Annotated in this window: 21 protein-coding genes; 13 read left to right on the forward strand and 8 right to left on the reverse strand. The window is 40.7% G+C overall.

Annotation, left to right across the window (positions count from 1 at the left end):
* The first annotated feature begins 45 nt into the window (after positions 1 to 45).
* The 4 genes from crcB (at position 46) to F2B13_RS19130 (ending at position 3,510) form a co-directional block, all read left to right on the forward strand.
* Positions 46 to 414: a fluoride efflux transporter CrcB gene (gene crcB / locus F2B13_RS19115; RefSeq protein WP_149275146.1), complete on the forward strand. Its 369-nt coding sequence runs from the start codon at positions 46 to 48 to the stop codon at positions 412 to 414.
* A 292-nt stretch (positions 415 to 706) separates the two neighbouring features.
* The gene (locus F2B13_RS19120) at positions 707 to 1,045 is read left to right on the forward strand and encodes a P-II family nitrogen regulator (protein WP_149275145.1); all 339 of its coding nucleotides are present in this window, start codon (positions 707 to 709) and stop codon (positions 1,043 to 1,045) included.
* A gap of 28 nt (positions 1,046 to 1,073) precedes the next feature.
* Positions 1,074 to 2,306, forward strand: coding sequence for an ammonium transporter (locus F2B13_RS19125; RefSeq protein ID WP_149275144.1), 1,233 nt, complete (start codon positions 1,074 to 1,076; stop codon positions 2,304 to 2,306).
* 142 nt (positions 2,307 to 2,448) lie between these two features.
* Positions 2,449 to 3,510 (forward strand): porin, encoded by a 1,062-nt coding sequence (locus F2B13_RS19130; protein WP_149304861.1) that lies wholly within the window; start codon positions 2,449 to 2,451, stop codon positions 3,508 to 3,510.
* 69 nt (positions 3,511 to 3,579) lie between these two features.
* On the opposite strand, the gene F2B13_RS19135 is transcribed toward F2B13_RS19130, so the two are convergent.
* The 4 genes from F2B13_RS19135 to F2B13_RS19150 form a co-directional block, all read right to left on the reverse strand.
* Positions 3,580 to 4,227: a DUF1684 domain-containing protein gene (locus F2B13_RS19135; protein ID WP_149304862.1), complete on the reverse strand. Its 648-nt coding sequence runs from the start codon at positions 4,225 to 4,227 to the stop codon at positions 3,580 to 3,582.
* Between the two features lie 113 nt (positions 4,228 to 4,340).
* Entirely contained in the window at positions 4,341 to 5,753 is a 1,413-nt protein-coding gene (locus tag F2B13_RS19140) for an alpha/beta hydrolase (protein WP_149304863.1), read from the reverse strand.
* Between the two features lie 132 nt (positions 5,754 to 5,885).
* Entirely contained in the window at positions 5,886 to 6,710 is an 825-nt protein-coding gene (locus tag F2B13_RS19145; RefSeq protein ID WP_149304864.1) for a mechanosensitive ion channel family protein, read from the reverse strand.
* 201 nt (positions 6,711 to 6,911) lie between these two features.
* A complete protein-coding gene (locus F2B13_RS19150) occupies positions 6,912 to 7,361 on the reverse strand; it encodes an Lrp/AsnC family transcriptional regulator (RefSeq protein WP_149304865.1) in 450 nt (149 codons plus the stop codon).
* Positions 7,362 to 7,483: 122 nt separating this feature from the next.
* Here F2B13_RS19150 and F2B13_RS19155 point away from each other — a divergent pair, with 122 nt between their 5' ends.
* The 8 genes from F2B13_RS19155 to F2B13_RS19190 all read left to right on the forward strand — a co-directional run bounded on the left by F2B13_RS19155 (position 7,484) and on the right by F2B13_RS19190 (position 18,031).
* Positions 7,484 to 7,897 carry a hypothetical protein gene (locus F2B13_RS19155; protein WP_149275138.1) on the forward strand — a complete coding sequence of 138 codons (414 nt, stop codon included), beginning with the start codon at positions 7,484 to 7,486 and terminating at the stop codon, positions 7,895 to 7,897.
* An 81-nt stretch (positions 7,898 to 7,978) separates the two neighbouring features.
* Complete coding sequence (gene purU, locus F2B13_RS19160; RefSeq protein WP_149275466.1) at positions 7,979 to 8,830, forward strand: formyltetrahydrofolate deformylase; 852 nt, start codon at positions 7,979 to 7,981, stop codon at positions 8,828 to 8,830.
* A 90-nt stretch (positions 8,831 to 8,920) separates the two neighbouring features.
* On the forward strand, positions 8,921 to 9,625 hold the full coding sequence (locus F2B13_RS19165; RefSeq protein ID WP_149304866.1) for a DUF4197 domain-containing protein: 705 nt from the start codon (positions 8,921 to 8,923) through the stop codon (positions 9,623 to 9,625).
* 375 nt (positions 9,626 to 10,000) lie between these two features.
* On the forward strand, positions 10,001 to 11,503 hold the full coding sequence (locus F2B13_RS19170; protein WP_149304867.1) for a helix-turn-helix domain-containing protein: 1,503 nt from the start codon (positions 10,001 to 10,003) through the stop codon (positions 11,501 to 11,503).
* 642 nt (positions 11,504 to 12,145) lie between these two features.
* Entirely contained in the window at positions 12,146 to 15,331 is a 3,186-nt protein-coding gene (locus F2B13_RS19175; protein ID WP_149304868.1) for a SusC/RagA family TonB-linked outer membrane protein, read from the forward strand.
* A 20-nt stretch (positions 15,332 to 15,351) separates the two neighbouring features.
* Entirely contained in the window at positions 15,352 to 16,881 is a 1,530-nt protein-coding gene (locus tag F2B13_RS19180; RefSeq protein ID WP_149304869.1) for a SusD/RagB family nutrient-binding outer membrane lipoprotein, read from the forward strand.
* A 16-nt stretch (positions 16,882 to 16,897) separates the two neighbouring features.
* Entirely contained in the window at positions 16,898 to 17,530 is a 633-nt protein-coding gene (locus tag F2B13_RS19185) for a DUF5011 domain-containing protein (protein ID WP_198440165.1), read from the forward strand.
* 12 nt (positions 17,531 to 17,542) lie between these two features.
* The gene (locus F2B13_RS19190) at positions 17,543 to 18,031 is read left to right on the forward strand and encodes a lipid-binding protein (protein ID WP_149304871.1); all 489 of its coding nucleotides are present in this window, start codon (positions 17,543 to 17,545) and stop codon (positions 18,029 to 18,031) included.
* Positions 18,032 to 18,329: 298 nt separating this feature from the next.
* On the opposite strand, the gene F2B13_RS19195 is transcribed toward F2B13_RS19190, so the two are convergent.
* The gene (locus F2B13_RS19195) at positions 18,330 to 18,833 is read right to left on the reverse strand and encodes a hypothetical protein (protein ID WP_149304872.1); all 504 of its coding nucleotides are present in this window, start codon (positions 18,831 to 18,833) and stop codon (positions 18,330 to 18,332) included.
* Between the two features lie 27 nt (positions 18,834 to 18,860).
* The gene (locus F2B13_RS19200; protein ID WP_149304886.1) at positions 18,861 to 19,646 is read right to left on the reverse strand and encodes an alpha/beta fold hydrolase; all 786 of its coding nucleotides are present in this window, start codon (positions 19,644 to 19,646) and stop codon (positions 18,861 to 18,863) included.
* Between the two features lie 311 nt (positions 19,647 to 19,957).
* On the opposite strand from F2B13_RS19200, the gene F2B13_RS19205 reads away from it, so the two are divergent.
* Entirely contained in the window at positions 19,958 to 20,212 is a 255-nt protein-coding gene (locus tag F2B13_RS19205) for a hypothetical protein (RefSeq protein WP_232622952.1), read from the forward strand.
* 12 nt (positions 20,213 to 20,224) lie between these two features.
* Here the strand turns inward: F2B13_RS19205 and pyrF are convergent, their stop codons facing one another.
* Both pyrF and prfA read right to left on the reverse strand, forming a co-directional pair.
* The gene (pyrF, locus tag F2B13_RS19210) at positions 20,225 to 21,034 is read right to left on the reverse strand and encodes an orotidine-5'-phosphate decarboxylase (protein ID WP_149275130.1); all 810 of its coding nucleotides are present in this window, start codon (positions 21,032 to 21,034) and stop codon (positions 20,225 to 20,227) included.
* A 42-nt stretch (positions 21,035 to 21,076) separates the two neighbouring features.
* Positions 21,077 to 22,153, reverse strand: coding sequence for a peptide chain release factor 1 (gene prfA, locus F2B13_RS19215; protein ID WP_149275129.1), 1,077 nt, complete (start codon positions 22,151 to 22,153; stop codon positions 21,077 to 21,079).
* Positions 22,154 to 22,164 lie beyond the last annotated feature (11 nt).

Here is a 22,164-nt window from a genome sequence, read left to right on the forward strand (position 1 = left end):
TAAATTCATGGACAATCTGACGGATTAATTATGTAATTTGCGCAGATGAAGCCATTTTTACTTGTTTTTTTCGGTGGAGGATTAGGTAGTTTGTTACGCTATATTATATCTAAAGCTTTAAACGGGTATTTTCAACATTTTTTCTTGGGCACTTTTTTGGTCAATAGTATCGGATGCCTACTTATAGGGCTAATTTTAGGGCTTTTCGTCAAGGGCAGTTTTTCAGAAAACCAAATTCTTTTATTTGCCACAGGATTCTGCGGAGGCTTTACTACCTTCTCTACTTTCGCTTTTGAAAAACATTCACTTCTCGATTCAGGCCAACTTCTTTACTTTTCGTTTTACACCCTCTCTAGTATTCTCGTTGGTATTCTGGCAGTCGCTTTAGGGTTATGGCTGTCCAAATTGTTGTAGCTAAAACATTACTTTTTGTTTTTGATAGATTTGTCAAAATATCACCTTTTCCCTAGTAACTACTAACATTTTTTCAAGGTTATTTCATTTTTACCTCATTATTTTTAAAATTTTGAGCATTTTCTTCATTTCAAATCATTAAAAATTCATTTATATCCTTTTTTGTTTCATTACCCTAAAAAAATAGGGGGGTATTATTGTCATAAATATAAAAATACCCATTAGTACCCCTATAAAATTAGGGTGATAATATTATTCATATATATTTGCCCTAGTAATCAATAAAAGTATTATGAAACAAATCGAGGCAATTATTAGAAAATCCAAGTTTGACGACGTCAAGAAGGCGTTGCATGATAACGAGGTCAACTTCTTTACCTATTGGGATGTAACTGGAGTTGGGAATGAGAAACAAGGCCACGTCTATCGTGGTATTTCGTACAGCACTTCTGATATTCAGCGTAGATATCTCTCCGTAGTGGTATCCGACGAATATCTTGAAAGTACCGTTAATGTTATTCTGGAAACCGCTTTTACCGGAAACGTTGGAGATGGTAAAATATTCGTTTGTGACGTTCTAGAAGCATATCGAATTAGAACCAAAGAAAGCGGTCACGCAGGAATCAACTAAACATACTACTAACTAAACTTTTTATAAAATGGACGCAGGATTATTTACGGCAAATAATGTATGGATGATGTTGGCTACCGCTTTGGTATTCTTCATGCATACAGGTTTCGCATTTTTAGAAATCGGTTTGACCAGACAGAAAAACACGATCAACATACTATTTAAGAACATATTTATTATCACCGGTGGGCTGTTGCTATACTACGCTTGGGGCTTCAATATGATGTACCCAGGTTTTGAGGAAGGATCATCCGGTATTTTCGGGTTCGCAGGATTCGGCATCGGTGCACCTGAGGGAGGTATGACACCTGAATACGCCGATGGTGGGTATACATGGTGGACAGATTTTCTTTTTCAGGGAATGTTTGCAGCTACTGCTGCTACAATAGTCTCAGGAGCCGTGGCAGAGCGTATCAAAATAGGATCATTTATGATTTTCACCGTTATCTACGTCGGCTTGGTTTACCCCATAGTGGGTGCCTGGAAGTGGGGCGGTGGATTTTTAGATTCATGGGGCTTTTATGATTTTGCCGGTTCAACCTTGGTACACTCCGTTGGTGGCTGGGCAGCCCTGGTCGCTATATTTTTACTAGGCTCCCGTATCGGTAAATTTGACGACGACGGAAAGCCCAAGGCGATTCCAGGCCATAGTATACCGATGGCCACAGCAGGGGTGTTAATCCTTTGGTTGGGATGGTTCGGCTTTAACGGCGGATCCGTTCTCTCTGCAGATCCTGAATTGACCTCTCTAGTGTTGGTCACTACAAGTTTGGCCGCAGCAGCAGGTGGATTCGGAGCTTTTTTCCTTTCTACGGTACTCTATAAGAATTTAGATCTCACCATGTTCTTGAACGGAATATTGGGTGGTTTGGTAGGTATTACGGCTGGGGCGGATTTAATGTCGCCCAATGAAGCTGTAATCATTGGTTTCTTGGCAGGCCTTATTATCGTACTAGGAGTAGCCTTCATTGACAAATTGAAGCTTGACGACCCCGTAGGTGCCGTAACGGTTCACTTGATCTGTGGAATATGGGGAACGCTTGCCGTAGGTCTATTCGGTGATAAAGCAGGAATGGGTCAATTCATGACCCAATTATATGGCGTTCTGATCATAGGCGCCTTCTGCGTCATTTGTTCCTTCATTATCCTCGGTGGATTAAAAGCCATTATGGGACTACGTGTAAGCAAAGAGGAAGAAATGGAAGGCCTTGATATACATGAGCACGGTATGGATGCCTATCCTGATTTCACTAACGACTAATTAAAAAATAGGAACGGAGCGTTTGGCAGAACGCTCCGTTCTATAACCCTTTCGATTACTAAATACTGACAATACTGTCTTTAAATCGGACAGTTGAATAAATCAACAGGATCGTCCATAAGGACCACTAAAAACAATATAGATGAAAGCGATTATACATACAAATTACGTAAAAATTCTTTTTTTATTTACTTTACTCCTTTCGACCACGGCAATTCTTGCCCAAGATGACGAGGAGAAAAAGAAATTTACTTTCAGTGGCTCTATCGATGCTTATTATCGAGCCAATTTGAATGCACCCAATGGCGAAAATGCCCAAGCTCCTGGAAGTTCGTTCGCCAATTTACCAGGTTTTGCCCTAGGCATGGCCAATGTCATCGCCGGATATGAAGGTGAAAAGGTCGGATTCGTTGCCGACTTGGTTTTCGGACCAAGGGGTACGGATGCCATTTTTGCTTCCCCTATGTACTCGGCTACGGGGAATATCGTAAACCAGTTATACGCCTATTGGAACGTTTCTGAGAGCGTAACCTTGACCTTCGGTAATTTCAATACATTTTTGGGCTACGAGGTTATTTCTCCAGTAGCGAATTTCAATTATAGTACCTCATACCTTTTCTCTTACGGTCCCTTCTCCCATACGGGGTTGAAAGCCGATTTTGCCTTATCAGATGATTTTAGCTTAATGCTTGCTGTGATGAACCCGACCGATTTGACCGAGTTTAACCCAACAGGCCAGTACGCTTGGGGTGCTCAATTGGGTTATAGTGGACAGTATTTGAACCTTTTGATCGACAATGGTTCTTACGAACTGGATTTCACTGGTGGTTTTGATCTTTCAGACTCTTTCTTCCTCGGTATTAACGCTGCATATTTCGACGGCGACGAAGAAGATGGGGTAGGAAGCTTCGCTGGTGTTGCACTCTACCCACAACTGGCCACTTCAGATAACTTTACCATTGGTCTTCGCGGTGAGTACTTTTCTGAAACTGATGAATTTGGCGCCATAGGAGACGTATTCGATACGGATGGAAGCGCAAGTGTATTCGCAATTACCTTAACCGGAAGTGCTACAATAGGAGATTTGATGATCAAGCCGGAATTGAGGTTGGATAGTGCTTCGGAAGAAGTGTTCATAGATTCGGATGGAGTTCCTATGGGAGGATTATCTTCCTTTGTGCTAGCGGCCATCTATTCTTTCTAAGGTATTAAATTAATTGAGTGTTTATAGTTTTTAACAGTTTGAAAGTCCCGTTCATAGCGAACGGGACTTTTAATTTTCACCTGGTTTGAAAGCCTTTACCCCCGCCAAAACTTCGGTGTTCAAAGCATTTACGCTGGGCACAATAGGGCATGAGTATTTCTTATTATAGGCACAATAAGGATTATAGGCTTTATTAAAATCAATTCGTATGGAATCTCCTTTGGGAATGGTTAAATCGATATACCTTCCCCCATCATAAGTCTCCTGACCATTCGTCAGGTCGGTAAAGGGTAGAAAAAGATAATCTCTGTACTTTTCCTGAAGCATCAGTTCTTGGTTTTGATATATCTCCAACCGGTATTCTTTGCCTTTCAAGGTAAAATAAGCTCTACCATAGACCACCTCATTAGATTTTCTTTCCGTCGTCGTAGGCATTAAAAATGGAAGTGCTTCAGGCGTTCTTTCAAATCGTGCCGTAACGGAATAAGTTGTATCGGGAGGAAAAAAATCGAGACCCTCAAAGTTCATTCTATAACGGTCGGGCAAAGGAGATGTTTCAGGGTTCTTATATTCTGCGTTAAGTTCGGATTGGAATTTCAGAATATCGGCCAAAACTTCTGTTTTAGGCATTTCTATTTTGTCTTGAACACGATCATGGTACTTTTTTTCTTCTTTGCAGCCGATAAGACATAATACTATTAAAATTAAGTATCTCATTCTCACTAATTTTTGTTGTAAAAATACGATGGAAGTACCAAATAATCACCTACAGCGGAATACCCGCCTACAAAAAGAACGGTTTTTTCCAAAGTTATCCGAAGCACCTGGAGCTATTCTTCAATAATATCGTATCTCGCCTTTTCAAGGTATTTTTCAACAATTTCATTAAACTCAGGCGTAATTCTTAACAAGGCCGTATCCTCAAGGTTATATAGTTTCAATCTATCGGCGTACCCATTTTTTAAAAGTTCTTCGAGATAAAAGAGTGCGGTACCGTAATCATCAATTTTAGCGTTATACGAAATAATTTTCAGATAATTTTCGTAGGCCTGCGGATCAATAATGGTATTGAGCATCCAAAGAAAATTCAGAGCTTCGGTATCTTGGGGTGCTGTTGCCTTAATCGCATCAATATTATCGGCCACTAGGGCCTTGATATATCCCTCTAAACGCCTCCCCATTTGCTGTTGCAAAATATTTGGGCTTTTCTGAAACTTTTGTAGTTCTTCCATCTGATAGTTCCACCATCCCAAGTTATTGTAATTATAGGTAATTACGTCTTCCTCTAAATAATACTCATAGTCTTCTTTAATAAGCTCTTCTTTAAAAAAAAGAGCATTCTGCTCTCGGCTACGTGTCTTGAACAACCTACTTTTTCTTAAGGTCTTTCTACTGTCCTTTATAGAATCGGTATCCTTGAATGGCCTATAGATCTCGAGCATTTCCCCCAGAAGGTTATCCGCAAGCAAAGGCATGTTGTTGGTATATAACTCATTAACATACGCTAAATCTTTTTGATACTTGTTTTGAACGAACATAGAATCTTTGGGAATATGGCCCCGCGCCATGGCCTCTAGCGTGAAAACCTCCAGGGCATTGGAGATATCCACAGGAGGAGGCCAGGTCTGCCCTCCTTCGAAAATCAGTACTTCGTTCGGAAATTTCATTCGATCAAGTACTTTTTTCGCGACCAATACTTGAGGGTAGTTATAGTCTGAGTTACCGACTATACCCACAAAATGAAAGGGATTTCTACTGCTTAGCACATCAATATTTCCCAAGGTGGCCCCACAAGCCAAAACTCCGGCTATACTGTTCACAAAGGTCGGCACCAGCGTCGAAAATCGACCACCATGCGAAAAGCCTCCCGTATATATTCTCTTCTTATGTATCGGTATGAGAGAAAAGACCGCATCGAACATTCGACTCGTTACCAATAAATTTTTCGATAACGGTACAGAGTCTTGAAGATTATTGGAAGAAGCCAGCACATAGCCCTGCTCTTCGGCCGCCTTTGCAAACATACTCAAGGCCTGCTTGCCCCTTCCCTGCATGTCAAAAACAAAAAGCACCGGCCAAACTTTTGAAACTTCAAAATTAGTAGGCAGATACAACGAAAATGTCTCTGAAATAGAATCGTTTACAGGAAGGGAATCGATAATCAAACCCTTTTTTAAAGTCATTTGCTGGCCTGATACGGAAAGGGCTATACCAACGGCCAGCACGGTAAAAATTCTTTTCATAGCTTTTAAATCATCAAAAATCTAGCCAAAAAACAGCTATTCCCAGTACAAAAGAAACTCAGGGCAAAGCAACTACAATACAAGGTAGTTGCATCATTCATTTTTTTAAACATTGATCTACTGATAAACGTCTCAATCTCCAATTCGGCCGAACTCAACACCTTCGGAGTACGCTATTTCAATATTATGAGTATTAAAAGCCCTTTTTATAGCCGTATGAGCATTAAAAGTAACTTCCCAAAAATCATCTGGTTCTACATAAGGTCGTACAGTAATTACAATGTTGTGGCTATCGAAGGTCAGTATCCCTACCTCCGGTGCTGGGTCTTCCAAAATATTAGAAACTTCTTTTAAGGCATCTAGTAAAATTCGTTGCACCTTGGGAAAACTTTCACTATAGGGCATGCTTATTTCAAGTTCAAGGCGTATCATACCCTTCTCCGAATAATTGGTTACGACCGATTCGGTAACCATTGAATTCGGAATAATCAATATCTTGTTGCCCGGCGTAAGTACATCGGTACTGAAAATTCCTATTTCGACCACCTTACCGAATTTATCCCCAACATCGATCCAATCCCCAATCTTATAAGGTTTTAACGTAAGGATCAATATACCTGAAGCAAAATTTCCTAAACTTCCTTGTAACGCCATTCCGATAGCGAAGGCTGCAGCAGCAAGAATAGCGAATAAGCCGGTAAGATCCGCACCTAAGATCGTTGCGATGATAAAAAGCACGGTTCCCTTCAGGATAATACCAGCGGTGGAGGAGAGAAAGGGACGAATAGTTTCCGAAAAACCCGTTTTCTCCAGGGCTTTTTTAATAACACCTACCACCTTTTCGGCAACCTTGAAACCGATCCAAAAGATAAGACCTGCCAGTATGATACGAGGCAAATAAAATACCGCTTTATCAATCGCAATTTGCAGGTATTCATTAAGTTTTTCCCATTCCATAGGCTAAATTTAATAAATTGAGGGTTTCAAAAAATAGTAGGAATAATTTAATACACTTTTTCTTACTAAAAAACAGCTGTTCAACTTTAGTCAAATCAATACTGGTCTCTGTCGTTCCGCTACTGGGAAGAAACGAAATTTGGGTTTCAAATACTATGCAACACAATGCCCACCATCGGGTATAACCTAAATTTATTTCCTTTAGCCTTCCTTCAAGATCGGGGCATTCGATATGACATTAGATAAAATGATGTGCGTACGTGTCTCCCCATATTGAATTAGTTTGTCGATAAAACCTTCAAGATGAAACTGGTCTTTGAGAATTACTTCCATGATTATATTCTCATTTCCAGTGATGCGGTAGCAATTGATGACCTCGTCAAAAGACTTGACCGTTTCCAAAAAGGGCTTTAATTTACCCATAAATGCCCTTAATGTAATAATGGCCCTCAGCTGATAACCGGCCCTGGCATGCGAGACTTTTGCCTTATACCCTTCAATAATTCCCATATCTTCCATTTTCTTTATTCGTTCGGCCACCGCAGGTGGTGTTAGCCCCACTTTTCTCCCGATTTCCGCAAAGGTTTCCCTCGCATTATTTTGAATGCATTGGAGTATTTTCCAGTTTAATTCGTCAATTTTTACTTTCAATCTTAAAATGGTTTAAAAAAATTACTATCTATAGTAAATATAACAATTTGCCTTGGATTCGAAAGTAAATAATGGCGAACACCACGTAACTTTATATAACTAATGTTTTTTGGAAAAGAAAAATGTCTTATAATAACCTAGGTGCCCTTCCGGTATATAGAAAAGCGCTTGAACTCTGCCGAATGAGCAGGGAAATAGCTTCCTACGTTACTTTTAACAAAGACTTACTTAAGCTTTATCAGTCCAACAGTCTTAGAGATGCTATTGCTGATTCGCTTTTGACCGATTCGATACTCATCCCCCAAAAGATAGCCTCGGCAGAATCTTCCGGTTCCCATAGCGAACGTCTAAAGAGTGCAACCTACATCAATATTATGATACGGAATATAAATTCGTATTGTACAGGGCTTGAAAAAGACGGGGTGAAAGAAAAAGAATACCTTAATCTCTTACGTAAAGAAATAAAAAGCTTTCGCAAATCTTTCATAAAATGGCGTCGCTCTTTTCCTGATGGCGGAGGTAATTACTGGAACTAAATTCCGTTTCTATTCTTGATTACAATAAAGTAGTGCGTTTTTTGTTATAAAGTTCTAATTTTGAACGCTAAAATAACTACTTTGAAAGCCACCATACTCATCCATTGCCCCGATCAATCTGGAATAATAAGTGCTGTTACCGGCTTTATTCATCGGCAAAGGGGAAACATTATTTACCTTGATCAACATGTCGATAAAGAAGCGAACGTATTTTTCATGCGTTTGGTAAGTGATTTTGATGCCGGTAATTTCACTTTGGCTTCATTTAAAGAAAAGTTTCAATTAGAATTGGCCGATCCATACGGTATGGAATGGAGTATTCATGAAGATGGTATACTCCCCAAAATGGCGCTATTTGTTTCGAAGTATAACCATTGCCTCTACGATTTGTTAAGCCGTTTTAGGTCTGGTGAACTGGAAGTCGACATCCCTTTCGTTGTAAGCAACCATGAGGATCTCAAACCCATTGCCGATCAGTTTGAGGTTCCCTTTTGTCATATTCCCGTCAGTAAAAAAAATAAGGATGAAGCTGAAAATGCCCAGTTGGCTCTTTTAAAGGAAAACAATATTGATTTTATCGTTTTGGCAAGATACATGCAAATTGTTAGTCCTAAAATCATTGATCACTACACCAATAAAATAATAAATATTCACCATTCCTTTCTACCTGCTTTTGCCGGAGCAAAGCCCTATCATGCGGCTTTCAAGAGGGGTGTAAAGATTATCGGCGCCACAAGTCACTACGTGACCGAAGAGCTCGATGCCGGCCCTATAATCGAACAAGACGTTACCACGGTAACACATTCGCACCGCATTAAAGATTTCATTGCCAAAGGCCGTGACCTTGAAAAAATAGTACTGGCGAGAGCTGTACAACTTCACGTTCAACGAAAAACAATGGTATATAATAATAAAACCGTTATTTTCTCTTGATAAAAAGCCTCATAGCGCTGCCTATTTCAGTATGATATTAAACACCCGAATTTCAAAACGTTAGTTTAACCCTACTTCCAAACAATATTTATGAAAAAAGCAATCGCCTTTATTATGGTATTTCAATTCATTTCATGTGGAGAACTGCAACAGGTAGTCAACCAATTACCTCAGGACGGATCGGAAATCGGTAGCACACAAATTGCGACCGCACTTCGAGAAGCGCTTGACAAGGGCATTGACGAGCAAGTGAGCAAACTCACTAAAGAAGATGGTTTCTTTAAAAACGAAATGGTTAAAATAGTACTTCCCGAAGAGTTACAAAAAGTAGATAAAACACTTAGGGACATTGGGCTAGGTAACCTTGCCGATGAAGGTCTGAAGGTGCTCAATCGCGCTGCAGAAGATGCTGTAGGTGAAGCCACCCCTGTTTTTATCAATGCGGTCAAAGATATTACCTTCACCGATGCCAAAACTATACTGCTCGGCGAAGATGATGCCGCCACCCAGTATTTGACAGTAAAAACGCGTACCGATCTTTATAACAAGTTCAATCCAGTTATAAAAAAATCGTTCCAAAAAGTCGGGGCAGATCAAATTTGGAAAAATCTTATTACAAGGTATAATAGTATTCCGCTCACTAAAAATGTAAATCCTGATTTAACGGATTACGTTACCCAAGAAGCTCTTAAAGGTGTCTACACTATGATAGCTATTGAAGAAAAAGATATTCGCACCAATATCTCCGCCCGAACTACCGATCTTCTTAGGCGTGTTTTTAGGCTTCAAGACTAAATTTCAAAAAATTATGCTTTGCAACAATAACTTGAAAATTAAGCCGTTAAAAATATGAGCGATGTTCTCAAATTCTTGTGATCCGGATTACAGTCCGATGCAATTGATTTTAAGAACAGAAAATTAGAGCAAGTACTATTTTTGAGTTAGTTAGTTTAAAAACCGGTGGGAGCACCGGTTTTTTTTTGTCAAAATATTACTCATCCACATTTTATTCATAGTACATACCCTGTATAAATCCGCTCAAAAAATATTCTCTTCAGCCAAAAAATGGAGTAAACTATTATCGGCGTTTACCTCTTTTAAGATTTTTTTAAGACCTCGCTCTCCATTATTTCTTAATTTAAACCAAGCTAATTCATCAATCATCACATTATGGGTAGTCCCATAAATCTAATCGCGCTTCTATTTTTTTATACCCTTTCGATATCTGCCATACATATTCCTATTGATCCCGAGGGTCATGAGGTTTGGCTAGATTCGCAAGAGTATAGGAACTTGCTTAAAAAAGCCGATAGTTTTTATCTTGAACATAAGTATGCCGATGCTATAAAGGCATACGATTTAGTACTGAAGACGCATACCGAGATCAAGGCTCCTGTACTAAAAAAAATTGCCTTAAGTCATGCCGCGCTTGACCATATCGATGCGTGTGTAGACTATATTGAACGATCGCTACATTTTGAATTTGATCCGGTAATCTTACAGGATGAAAGGTTTGACTCTGTACGCGAAACCAAAGCTTTTAACACCCTCTACAAAAAATACGACCCATCTTTTGACGTTTGGTCCCTTATCTATTTCTATGTATCCTTGATCGGGTTTTACATCGCTATCGTAATCAACTTCAATAAAAAAATCGATCGTATAGCCCGAACGTTGATCAGTTTGTTCATTTTCATACACTCTTTCTTCATTCTACACATCTGCGTATCCATCACGAACTATGAATATGTATTCCCACATTCGTACATGATGTCCACTATTTTTTCCCTTTTATATGGCCCGCTTCTTTACTTTTATTTTAAAAGAACCACCCAAGAGTACTTTTTCAAAAGGATTGACCTATTACACTTGGTACCCACTATTTTACTCTCTGTATATCTCATCCCAATTTACTTACTTGATGCCGAAGAAAAACTGGCTTTGCTTTTTCGGGATGTGGAAGAGGGTTTTTCAATGGCCAATTTCGCAGTTACTGCCTTAAAACTGACTTCATTGATAGGCTATGGCTATTTTATTCGAAGGCTATACGTAAAAAGCAAAAAAAGTGGGGAACTATCCAAACAAACGGCACTTTGGCAAAGAAATCTATATTATATCCATTTCATGTATATCGCCTCGTACCTGCTTTATTGTATTTTTATTAGCAATGGTCTAGCGCTATTTCATTCACAAGTAATCTGTATGGCCTTAATGGTTTTATATATAGGGTATTTTGCCAGTGTTCAGCCCGATGTTTTCAGTGGTGTATTTTCGCTCAACAACCAAGTTCTTTTTAAATACGAAAAATCAGGGCTCACCGAAAGTCTCTCAAAAGAGCTTATGGAAAATCTAAGGAAACTTTTCGATATAGATAAAATTTACAAAGAGAACGATATATGCCTAGAAATGATAGCCGAGCGATTGAATACTACCAGACACAATGCATCTCAGGTCATCAATGAACATTTCGATATGAACTTTCATGAACTTGTCAATAAGTACCGAATTGAAGAGGCCAAATCTATGTTATGCAAGGACCGTAAAAACAATTTGAATATCATCGATATCGCCTATGAAGTAGGTTACAACAACAAAGTAACTTTCAACAAAGCCTTCAAAAAGGATACCAAGCTTACACCCAGCCAATATCAAAAGAAAGTTGTCTCCTCCTAAGTACGCCAGCGACCTTAGCTCTATAAATTTATCGTAAGACTCTGTCGGAATGGTAAATTTTGATAGGCCTTCACCCGTAATTGGTAAAAAGCTATTTTCTTTGATTGTTCATCGATCATCACTTTAATTGCAGCCTTGGGTGCTTAGACTTCCAAATAGTTGAAGTTTTCTTATTGAGCATTTTCGAATTAGTCATTCATACCATCCCCAGGGCTGCTTTTACAAACTTTTATTCACCCTACCTTAAATCCATTCCTCGTCTATTAGGCTTAAAATTTGTTATCATTCTTATGATAGTGCGGATGGATCTTTTAAGAATACCTACTTCATAACTACGCACTAACAATACTGCAATGTTCTATATGATGAGCGTGGTTTCCTACGAATTGTAAAGAAAGGGTAAGCATTTATCGGGATAGTAAACGTTTATAAGAGTTTCCTGAAATCTTGTTTAGAGCCCGTTTCTTTGCATCGGGACTAATGAAAAATAATTAAGTAGCAGCGAGACGGCTACTTTTAAAATTCTTGTAAAGAAAAGCCTCAAAACACATTTTTTAGCCCATACAAGATAAGTATATCTTGAATGTCGGCCACTTGGGCACTTCTTCGTTTATCCACAATTAACGTATAAAAACGCTACGCATGAAAAACTTTTGCACTCAAGTGCTTATCCTGCTTATAATGGGGATTTCCTTTTCCCATGCACAGGAAAAAACGGTGACCGGCACCATTATTGATCAAGACGGTATACCACTACCCGGTGTAAGCATTCTAGTAAAAAATACGACAAGAGGTGTACAATCCGATTTTGACGGAAACTATACCATTCAAGCTTCTGAAGGTGAGGTTTTGGTTTTTTCGTATTTAGGCCAAAAAACGGAGCAGCGTACTATAAACAGCTCCAACACTCTTAATGTGCAAATGGAGCAGGATGCACAGGCCCTTGAGGAAGTCGTAGTCACCGCTTTCGGAAAAACGAAACAGAAGAAATCATTAGGCTATGCCACTGTATCGGTAACTGCAAAAGATCTAACCGAGGTAACGAATACCAATCCCTTCGAATCCCTTTCAGGAAAGGTAGCGGGCGTTGATATTACTGTTCCCGCGCAACCAGGAGCATCGGCCAAAGTCATTTTAAGGGGGTTTAGTTCACTGGGGTCCAATTCTCCGTTGTATATCGTAGACGGATCACCGATAAGCAATGCCAACAATAGAGGAAGCAACCCCAATAATCTCAGCACGGATGCCACCCGTACGTATGATGCCGGTAACGGGCTTAATGATATAGACCCTAACAATATTGCAAGTATGACTGTTTTAAAAGGTGCAGCGGCTGCAGCTATTTATGGGTCAAGGGCTTCCAACGGGGCTATCATCATCACCACAAAAAGAGGACTTGAAGGTCAAAAACTACGCGTCGATATCTCGACGGCAACGGACTTCTCAGAGGTCGGACGGCTACCCAATTATCAGAACGATTTTGGCCAAGGGTGGGCAGGACAAAGCTATTCAAGGGGAACCGATGCCAGTAATGAAAATGGCTCATGGGGTGCCCCTTTCGATGGCAAAATAAGAACATGGGGAAATATTGTTGACAATGCCCAGCAAATCAAGCCCTATGTGGCCTTAGAAGATAATGTAAAAGACTTCTTTGAGGTCGGAACCGCCTTCACCAATTCCGTGCGTTTGAGCGGGGGAGGCGAAATAACCAACTATTCCTTAATATTTACAGATACTAACAGCGACGGGGTTATACCTACGGAGACGGATGCCTTCAACCGAAAAGTTTTTAACCTCACTGCGGGAATCAAGGGAAAGCGCTTTAGGGCACGAACCGTCGCCAATTACATTACCCGAGACCAAAATATAGTAAACACCGGCCAGAGCGATAATGCCGGCGAAGGTGAGAACCTCGTACAAGAAATCATTCAAATACCTCGAGATATCAGTATTTTGGATTTAAGGGATTATGAAAACAATCCCTTTAATACAAACGACAATTTTTATACCCCTTATTCGAGAAATCCATGGTGGACCATCAACGAGAACAAAACATTTTTTGAGACCAATCGATTTTTCGGTAATGTCAATTTGGCTTACGACCTTCTTCCCAATCTGGTACTTACGGCGCAAGTCGGTGCGGATATTAGCAACAATACCCTCAAAAGCTATGGAGCGATTATCACCTACACCCCAGGTTCACCAAATGCCATTGATGGTGCCACCAACAATGCCGGCGGTGTGACCGAAGGTAAAAATGATAGAAAGGAATATGATTCTTTTGTGACCCTCGATTACAATTCCGTTTTTTTTAATGATTTCTCCTTTAATGCAACCTTGGGTGCTGCCTACAACGAAATTTCAACGAACTTTCTTAGTGTCTCCATTACCGACCTAAGTGTTCCCAATTTCTATGAGCTTACCAATACAGCTGGCCGTCAGGTCGCTACCCAATCCGACACTAAACGCAGAATTTATGGCCTCTTCGGTTCGGCTGAAGTGGGATATAAGGATAGGGTATTTTTAACCCTCACAGGACGAAATGACTGGTCTTCTACCTTACCCGTCGATGCCAATTCGTACTTCTACCCATCGGTAGCGCTGAGTGGGGTAGTTATTGAAAATGATAACACTTTCGCTAAACTAAGGGCCTCCTACGCAAAGGTCGCTAAAGATACGGGGCCATATGCCACGGCCAATACCTTGATACAAGCCGGAGTACTATTCGATTTTGGCCAAATCAACTTTCCCATTGCAGGTCAAAATGCTTTTGAACTGAGTGGAATTCTAGGAAACCCCGACCTAAAACCCGAAATCACCAGGGAATATGAATTTGGTGCCGAAATCGACCTATTCAACCGACGGGTAAATATAGATGCCGCCTACTATAATAAAGATACCGAAGGAGTAATCATTAATCGACCTTTGGCCCGAAGTACAGGTTACCTGTCGACCACTGGAAACTTTATCGACCTGAATAACAAGGGTATTGAGTTGAGTTTGGGGATAGTACCCGTGCAAACCGAAAATTTCTCTTGGAATCTCAACTATACGTTTACTAAAAATGAAAATGAAGTGACCGACATAGCCGAGGGTCTTTCGGAAATACTGATCAATAGTGCATTTGCCGTAAACTTCTATGCCGAAAAAGGAAGACCATTAGGGGTGTATAAAACCAGGGTCGCCTCTACCACTCCAGATGGACAAATCATTGTCGACCCCGCATCCGGTATTCCTGTACAAACTGATACCGAACAAGAAATCGGTACCTCCCAGCGCGATTTCATTATGGGACTCAAGAATTCCTTGCGATACAAAAACCTAACCTTGGCGGCCAGCCTCGATTGGAAACAAGGCGGCGAAATGTACTCTTACACCGCCCGATTGTTAGGTTTTACAGGAAATTCAATTCCGACCATCTACAATGAAAGATCCCCGTTCATCGTACCGAATTCGGTCAATGACAATGGCGATGGAACGTATTCTGAAAATGTGACCCCTATTGATTATATCAACGTCACCGGCTTCTATAGTTCCTCAAATAATGGAAGCATTGAAGAATCCCACGTTATAGACAAGACTTTTGTCCGACTTCGGGATATGTCCTTAACCTATACTATTCCAAGAGATTTTGTGGAAAAATTGGGAGTGAGTGCCGCCTCGTTCAGCGTATACGGGAAAAATTTGGCCCTATGGACACCGAAAAGCAACCCCTACATAGACCCCGAAGTATCTACCTTCGGCGATGATCTGGCCAGTGAATTTGGGGAATTCGCAGGAAATCCGACCCAACGTACGTACGGATTCGCATTTAAAGTTTCCTTTTAACAATACCTAAAAATCAGATAATGATGAAAATTATACTTCGCTTTCTCGTGCTAATGACCTTTTTGGTTTCTTGCGAGCAACAATTGGATATCAATAGGGACCCCGATCTGCTGGACCCTGAGGGAGTGGCTATATCTTCGGAAATCGCGGCCGGCATCATTGGCGTGGCAGGTGCCCATGCGTCATCTATTTCGTTTGTCGGAGGGGTCTGGTCACAATTCTGGTCGCAAAGTCTTTCTTCAAGCCAATACAGGAACGTTGATAACTATACGGTGGGCACTAATGATTATGAAAGGGCCTGGTCAAATAGTTACGATGCCTTGAGTGATATAAGGAATGCAAAAAAAATTGCGTTGGAAAGGGAAAATTGGAACTACTATCTTATCGCTACCTGTCTAGAAAACTACACCTTCCAGATTTTAACGGACTTTTATGGGGACATTCCTTATGAAGAAGCAAATGATCCGACCAACTTTACCCCTCATTTTAATACTGGGGAAGAAATCTACGATTTGATGATTGTAGAACTCAATGATGCCCTAAGCCGTAATTTAGAATCTTCATCCTTACCTGCCCCCGGCAGCGATGACTTCATTTTTGGAGGAAATATGGCCCATTGGATTGAATTCGCCAATACCCTGAAGCTCAAAATATTTCTAAGACAGACCGAAGCCAGACCCGATATTGCGGCTACCGGAATTACTGCCATGATCAATTCCAACGCCCCATTTTTGACAGTGGATGCCGGTATAGGGCTAGGAGGTGATGTTTTCATAGATGAAGCCAGTCTTAGTAATCCGCTCTATGAAAGCGACAGGCGACAATTGAATACCCAGAACAATTTAAGGGCAAGTACCACCATGTGGTCATTCTTGAGTGAAAATATGGATCCAAGATTAGAGGCTTTTTACCAAACGGAAGATACCGCTGGAGACCCTCTTGGACCATTAGATCAAGGCGATTACAATAGTTTGGCACCTCCGGCAACCATTTCCTTGGCCGACATTAGCCCATTATCTCCCGTGTATTTCATCAGTGCGGCCCAAAGCTACTTTATGCAGGCCGAGGCTATGGAACGATATAATGGGGGGGCCGGTGCCAAAGAACTCTACGACGCCGGTGTTCGGGCAGCCTTTGAAAAAAGTCCGAATTTCTATGATAATTCAAAGGCAGAGGCCAGCCAGACCTGGGTCTTTTCAGAACCCTACGACAGTTCCGTCTTCATAGCTCCTGGAGGGGCGTACGAATATCCGAGTACGGGTACTTTTGAGGAAAAATTGGAAAACATCATCGTACAAAAATGGATTTCTTGCTATCCCGATCAAGGCTATGAATCTTTTTTCGAGCAACATAGAACAGGCTATCCTGAAATTTCTCCAGTACCACAATCCGATGAAAACTATGTGGCGGGCGAATGGGCCTATTCGGTAGAAGGGTTGACAGGAGGGGTTTTTCCCCAAAGATTGGTCTATCCGAATACGGAAATCTCAAGAAATTCGAATGCACCGGCAATTGTAGCAATTACGGTTCCTATTTGGTGGAATGATTAATGTAAAATTAAAAAGAATGAAAAAACTATGCATAGCACTGTCGTTTCTTGGTCTAGCCTTCAATATTGCATGTGATGGTGAAGAAACGAACGATGTCAGTCTTGTCACTAATTATGCGACCGTAGAAATTATAGGCAACAGAACGACGGTAATCAATGTTGGCGAACCCTATACCGATCCGGGTGCCACCTCTGAAATTGCCGGAACCCCTGCCGAATATACGACTAGCGGAACCGTTGACACTTCGACACCTGGCGTATATACCCTAACCTATGAAACTATCAATGTGGACGGTTTTGCCGCATCTGCCAGACGGGTGGTGGTGGTTCTGGACACCGAACCCAGTGCGTTTGATCTAAGCGGGAGTTGGGCAAGAACCAATGGTAGTCCCGCCACTATCGTAAAGATTTCGGATCGTGAATATACCCATAACAATGCAGGAGGTGTGGAAGGAGAAAATCAACTAATGGTAACTTTCTATAATGTTGACGACGACCTGCTCTATATCCCCTATCAAGAAAATGCATCGGCTTCCGGCATAAGTGTAGAAAGTCTTGATGGCGTATTAGTAGATAATAATAACTTCACTTGGGACTTAAATGCAAGTGCTTTTTATGGCACTTTTACCAGGGTATTCGAGAGACAATAAAAATAGAATCATATGAAAAAAGTAATCAGAATATTTCTTTTGCTTGGCACTATACACCTTTTTATTTCTTGTGATGAGGGAGGAGATCCCGATCCCGGGGCCACAATGGTCGTCGCCATGTCGGGCGATTGGTTCGTACAAACTTTCGTTGGTGAAACCTTGGTCGCCGATTATGCGCGAATCTCGACCTATAATACCTCAGCCAACGACGGAACAGAAATATGGATCGATGATCATGGGAACATATGGGACTTTAAGGTTAAAAGTCCGATCAACCTAAGCGATTTGACCTTTTCAGGCGACGACTTGAACAGTGATGTCGATGGGTATGTGGTATCGGTAGACATCTCTAATGGAACTATTGTAGAAGACGGGGCTACCACGACCGGTGGGAATACTGCCGACCGCATCGCTTTCGATGCAGAGTTTTCCGATGACCCTGGAACCGTCTACACCATGATAGGATACAAACGAAATGGGCTATTGGAAGATGAGCATTAAAACAACAATGGTGCTATTAGTTCTGACAATATATAGTCGTTCGAAACCGTTAGCATCTTATAAGGAAAGCCTGAGTAAATATCCGTCGGAAAAGTAAATGTTGATAAGTGCTTCCTGTCTTACGTAGAATATTGCCTTACTTTACATAAAAATAATCAACTTAATACCTGTAAAGCAACCCTGAAAATACTTCTAAAAAAATCTTCAGTCTCATTTTTTAGGGTACATTATTTGAATTAGCTATCAAAATAAATTCAGGGTTGCATTTTACATTTAGCGGGAAATCATAGGTATTGTACTATTCTATTTTATGATACAGCCCGTCGAATAACACCGTAATAACCTGCCCTTCCTCCAATACCTCCCATTGCTGGCGTACCGTTCCGTTATCGTTCAACGTCCAGGTTATTCGATTCTTAACGATTTGGTCTTCTGGCGTACTTTTTTCTTCTGAGGATAATATCATCTGATTCCCCTTTCTATTACCACTTAATTTTAGATGACCTCCAGAGTTATCGATCCAAAGCTGTTCCCATTGTTCATTTTCACCATTGTAGAAATTAAGACTGGTACCTGTAGATTTTCCATTAGAGGAGATCCACCTTTCCCTAAGCGCACAACCACCTTCCACCTTTTCAATCGTATTTTTTCCGACAAGGTTCCCGTTGGAATCAGTCACCGTCCAGGTACCCACCCAAAAATCAAATGAATGATAAGCATCGGAGCAGCAAACACAGGCATCCTTCTGACTGAATGCAATGGCCCCGTAGGTCATAAATAATATAACAATCAGCTTTTTCATAATGTGTCTAAAACCTAGCGAAAGATACTAGTTCTTGAAACTTGACACGTACCCGATTACAAATTTGTTGAAGAAATCAGGTTGTTCCACGTTGACCACGTGACCGCATTGTTCAATAGTCAACAAACTAGATAGACTCTGTTTTTTAACCATTTTTTTCACCGAGGAAAGAAAGAGATAATCTTCCCCTCCCATTACATAGAGGGTCGGAATCTTTATATCTGCCGTTCTAAAAAGTCGTAATAAAGGACCTATCTGCGATCCCATGCGGTACCATCGTATAAATTCTTTCTGGTATAATTTCTTCGCTTCCCTTACGAACAACAAGCGAGATTCTTTATGGTTGCTATCGGGCATTATGGCAAATGTAAAAAGCTTATAAAGCCATATGTAGGGCACCATGGATTTAAACATATTTCCAAAGACCATCAACATTCTAAAACGAAGGTCTAAGCGAATAATAGCACCTCCCATAACCATACTTACTACTCTATTAGGGTGCCGCTCGGCGAGGTTTCGTATAAGCACCGTACCCAGCGAAATCCCCACAAAATGTGATTTTTCTATATGAAGATGATCGAGAACCTCGACGATATCTTCGGTAATATAGTCAAACGTATATTTTGAATTGAATGCATCGCGTATACCGGGTTGTGAATCACCGTGTCCCCTCAAATCGAGCAACAAAACATTAAAATGAGTCTTGAACTCGCGAACTTGCTTGTACCATATAGAAGAACTTCCTCCGGCGCCATGTATAAAGGTCACCCAAGTGCTTGATTCTTGGTGTAAATAAGTGGTGTAATTAAGCAAAATGTTCTCGTAAATTCTTCCCAATAGGAAACCTTGCAATGTATTAAATCTTTCGATTCATTTTTAATCCAAATAGAAAATAACATCGCTTTAACGTATATATTGAATACACAGGCCGTAAAACGTAAGATAACACCTATTAAATTGAAGGTCAGCATAGTAGTTCGCAGTAAAGTGTCGAAAGGCCCAACTTGGGCTTGAATGGATAAAAAGCTGATTTTTAACAAAAAAACCGAGTCATTTCCATTTCAAGTGTCATCCCACTGTTAAAAAATCATCAATAGAACCGATTTTTAATCAAATACGACGAATTGAAAGATCCAAAAGTAGTATTACGCCGTATATTTGAAAGAATCATTTGTAAGACTATGGAAAATCAATATTGTAAAGTAGGAAGTGTTACCCCTATTGCTGCCAATAGAAATGCTATAGCGCTATTGGAATACCAATACAAAAACTTCTTGGAAAAGGCTAGCAGCTTAGAGTATACCGATGCCAAATTGGTGGAGTTTTTTGAACATAAAGCTCAAAAAATCAATAGAATATTAGAGAATATGATGAAGTAAACACTTCCTCAATTACATAAACGAAGCCATCTGATTTTGTAGCTTCTCAGCTTCTTTAGCGGCCTGCGCCGCAAAATCTTTTTTGTTAGAGGCATAAATGATTCCTCTTGAAGAATTTATAAGTAACCCAATATTTCGGGTCATACCATATTCGCAAACCTCCTTTAAGCTCCCTCCTTGCGCCCCGACCCCAGGCACCAATAAAAAGCTATCCGGCACTATTTTTCTTATCTCCTTCAAGAAATCGGCTTTGGTAGCTCCTATCACGTACATTAAATTTTCAGAATTCTTATATGTTTTTGAAGTCTCAAGCACCTCCTTATAGAGTTCCTTTCCGTCGACAATTTTAGTTTGAAAATCAAACGCTCCTTTATTAGATGTCAATGCCAGTAAAATGGTGTGCTTGTTTTTGAAAGCTAAAAAAGGTTCTACCGAATCACGCCCCATATACGGGGCAATGGTAATCGAATCAAAATTCATTTCTTCAAAAAATGCCTTGGCATACCTTGTAGACGTATTGCCGATATCGCCCCGTTTGGCATCTGCTATTGTAAAAATTTCAGGGTAGGTATCGTTGAGGTATTCAATAGTTTTTTTCAAAGACTGCCAACCCTTGGTTCCGTACGTTTCATAAAAGGCAGTATTGGGCTTGTAGGCCACACATAAATGATGTGTCGCATCGATTATCGCTTTATTGAAAGCAAAGATAGGGTCTTCAAGCTCCAGCAGGTGCGCCGGTATTTTCTCCATATCGGTATCAAGACCGATACATAAAAATGATTTCTTTTGATATATCTGCGAAATAAGCTGTTTTAATTCCAAAATTTTGGCTTGAGGTTTTTGTTCGATTACCGTGGATCGTGGTTAAAAGATTTCGGAAGCTTCTTTTAATTTTTCGGTATTCTCGACCAGACTTAACTCATCGATGATTTTTTGTATGTCACCGTCAATAATATTCTGAAGGTCATAAAGGGTCAATCCTATACGATGGTCCGTCACTCGGCCCTGAGGATAATTGTAGGTTCTAATTTTCGCAGAGCGGTCTCCGCTACTTACCTGTGAATTTCTTTTGGCCGCATCTTCTTCCTGCTTTTTTGCCAGCTCCAGGTCATATAGACGAGAGCGCAAAACCCTAAAGGCCTTTTCTTTGTTCTTATGCTGTGATTTTTGGTCTTGACACTGAGCCACCAACCCTGTAGGAACGTGTGTCAACCGCACCGCCGAATACGTGGTATTTACCGATTGTCCCCCAGGCCCTGACGAACAGAAATAATCAATACGCACATCTTTGGGGTCTATCTGTACGTCAAAATCTTCAGCCTCGGGAAGCACCATAACCGTAGCGGCGCTGGTATGTACCCGACCTTGGGTTTCCGTTTGGGGTACCCGCTGTACCCGATGGACACCGGCCTCAAACTTCAAGGTACCGTACACATCTTGCCCATTGACCTCGAATTGAATTTCTTTGTACCCCCCACTTGTACCTTCACTAAGGTCGATGACATTGGTCTTCCAGCCCTTTGATTCGCAATATTTGGTATACATACGGAAAAGGTCACCTGCAAAAATACTAGCTTCGTCCCCTCCCGTACCGGCACGAATCTCAACGACGACATCTTTGGCATCTTCGGGATCTTTAGGAATGAGCATCATCTTTATCTCTTCCTCAAGATTGGGCAGTTGGGTCTTGGCTTCTTCATATTGCATTTTTGCCATTTCGAGCATTTCGGTATCGCTCCCGTCTGCTATAATCTCTTCCGCCTCCCTTAAATTATCGGTCACCTCAATATACTGATCGCGCTTTGCTACCAGATCCTTTAGATCGGAGTATTCCTTCGTCAATTCAACATACCGCTTCTGATCGGCGATAATATCCGGCTGGATAATCAGGTCGGAGACCTCATCGAACCGTTGTTTTACAATGTTGAGTTTATCTAACATAGTCTTTCTTC

The organism is Pareuzebyella sediminis (assembly GCF_008367235.1).
GTDB classification, from domain to species: domain Bacteria; phylum Bacteroidota; class Bacteroidia; order Flavobacteriales; family Flavobacteriaceae; genus Pareuzebyella; species Pareuzebyella sediminis.

Bases quoted from the DNA above. Each gene is read 5' to 3' on its own strand.
- crcB (WP_149275146.1), top strand. From the start codon at position 46: ATGAAGCCATTTTTACTTGTTTTTTTCGGTGGAGGATTAGGTAGTTTG.
- F2B13_RS19120 (WP_149275145.1), top strand. From the start codon at position 707: ATGAAACAAATCGAGGCAATTATTAGAAAATCCAAGTTTGACGACGTC.
- F2B13_RS19125 (WP_149275144.1), top strand. From the start codon at position 1,074: ATGGACGCAGGATTATTTACGGCAAATAATGTATGGATGATGTTGGCT.
- F2B13_RS19130 (WP_149304861.1), top strand. From the start codon at position 2,449: ATGAAAGCGATTATACATACAAATTACGTAAAAATTCTTTTTTTATTT.
- F2B13_RS19135 (WP_149304862.1), bottom strand. From the start codon at position 4,227: ATGAGATACTTAATTTTAATAGTATTATGTCTTATCGGCTGCAAAGAA.
- F2B13_RS19140 (WP_149304863.1), bottom strand. From the start codon at position 5,753: ATGAAAAGAATTTTTACCGTGCTGGCCGTTGGTATAGCCCTTTCCGTA.
- F2B13_RS19145 (WP_149304864.1), bottom strand. From the start codon at position 6,710: ATGGAATGGGAAAAACTTAATGAATACCTGCAAATTGCGATTGATAAA.
- F2B13_RS19155 (WP_149275138.1), top strand. From the start codon at position 7,484: ATGTCTTATAATAACCTAGGTGCCCTTCCGGTATATAGAAAAGCGCTT.
- F2B13_RS19165 (WP_149304866.1), top strand. From the start codon at position 8,921: ATGAAAAAAGCAATCGCCTTTATTATGGTATTTCAATTCATTTCATGT.
- F2B13_RS19170 (WP_149304867.1), top strand. From the start codon at position 10,001: ATGGGTAGTCCCATAAATCTAATCGCGCTTCTATTTTTTTATACCCTT.
- F2B13_RS19175 (WP_149304868.1), top strand. From the start codon at position 12,146: ATGAAAAACTTTTGCACTCAAGTGCTTATCCTGCTTATAATGGGGATT.
- F2B13_RS19180 (WP_149304869.1), top strand. From the start codon at position 15,352: ATGATGAAAATTATACTTCGCTTTCTCGTGCTAATGACCTTTTTGGTT.
- F2B13_RS19185 (WP_198440165.1), top strand. From the start codon at position 16,898: ATGAAAAAACTATGCATAGCACTGTCGTTTCTTGGTCTAGCCTTCAAT.
- F2B13_RS19190 (WP_149304871.1), top strand. From the start codon at position 17,543: ATGAAAAAAGTAATCAGAATATTTCTTTTGCTTGGCACTATACACCTT.
- F2B13_RS19195 (WP_149304872.1), bottom strand. From the start codon at position 18,833: ATGAAAAAGCTGATTGTTATATTATTTATGACCTACGGGGCCATTGCA.
- prfA (WP_149275129.1), bottom strand. From the start codon at position 22,153: ATGTTAGATAAACTCAACATTGTAAAACAACGGTTCGATGAGGTCTCC.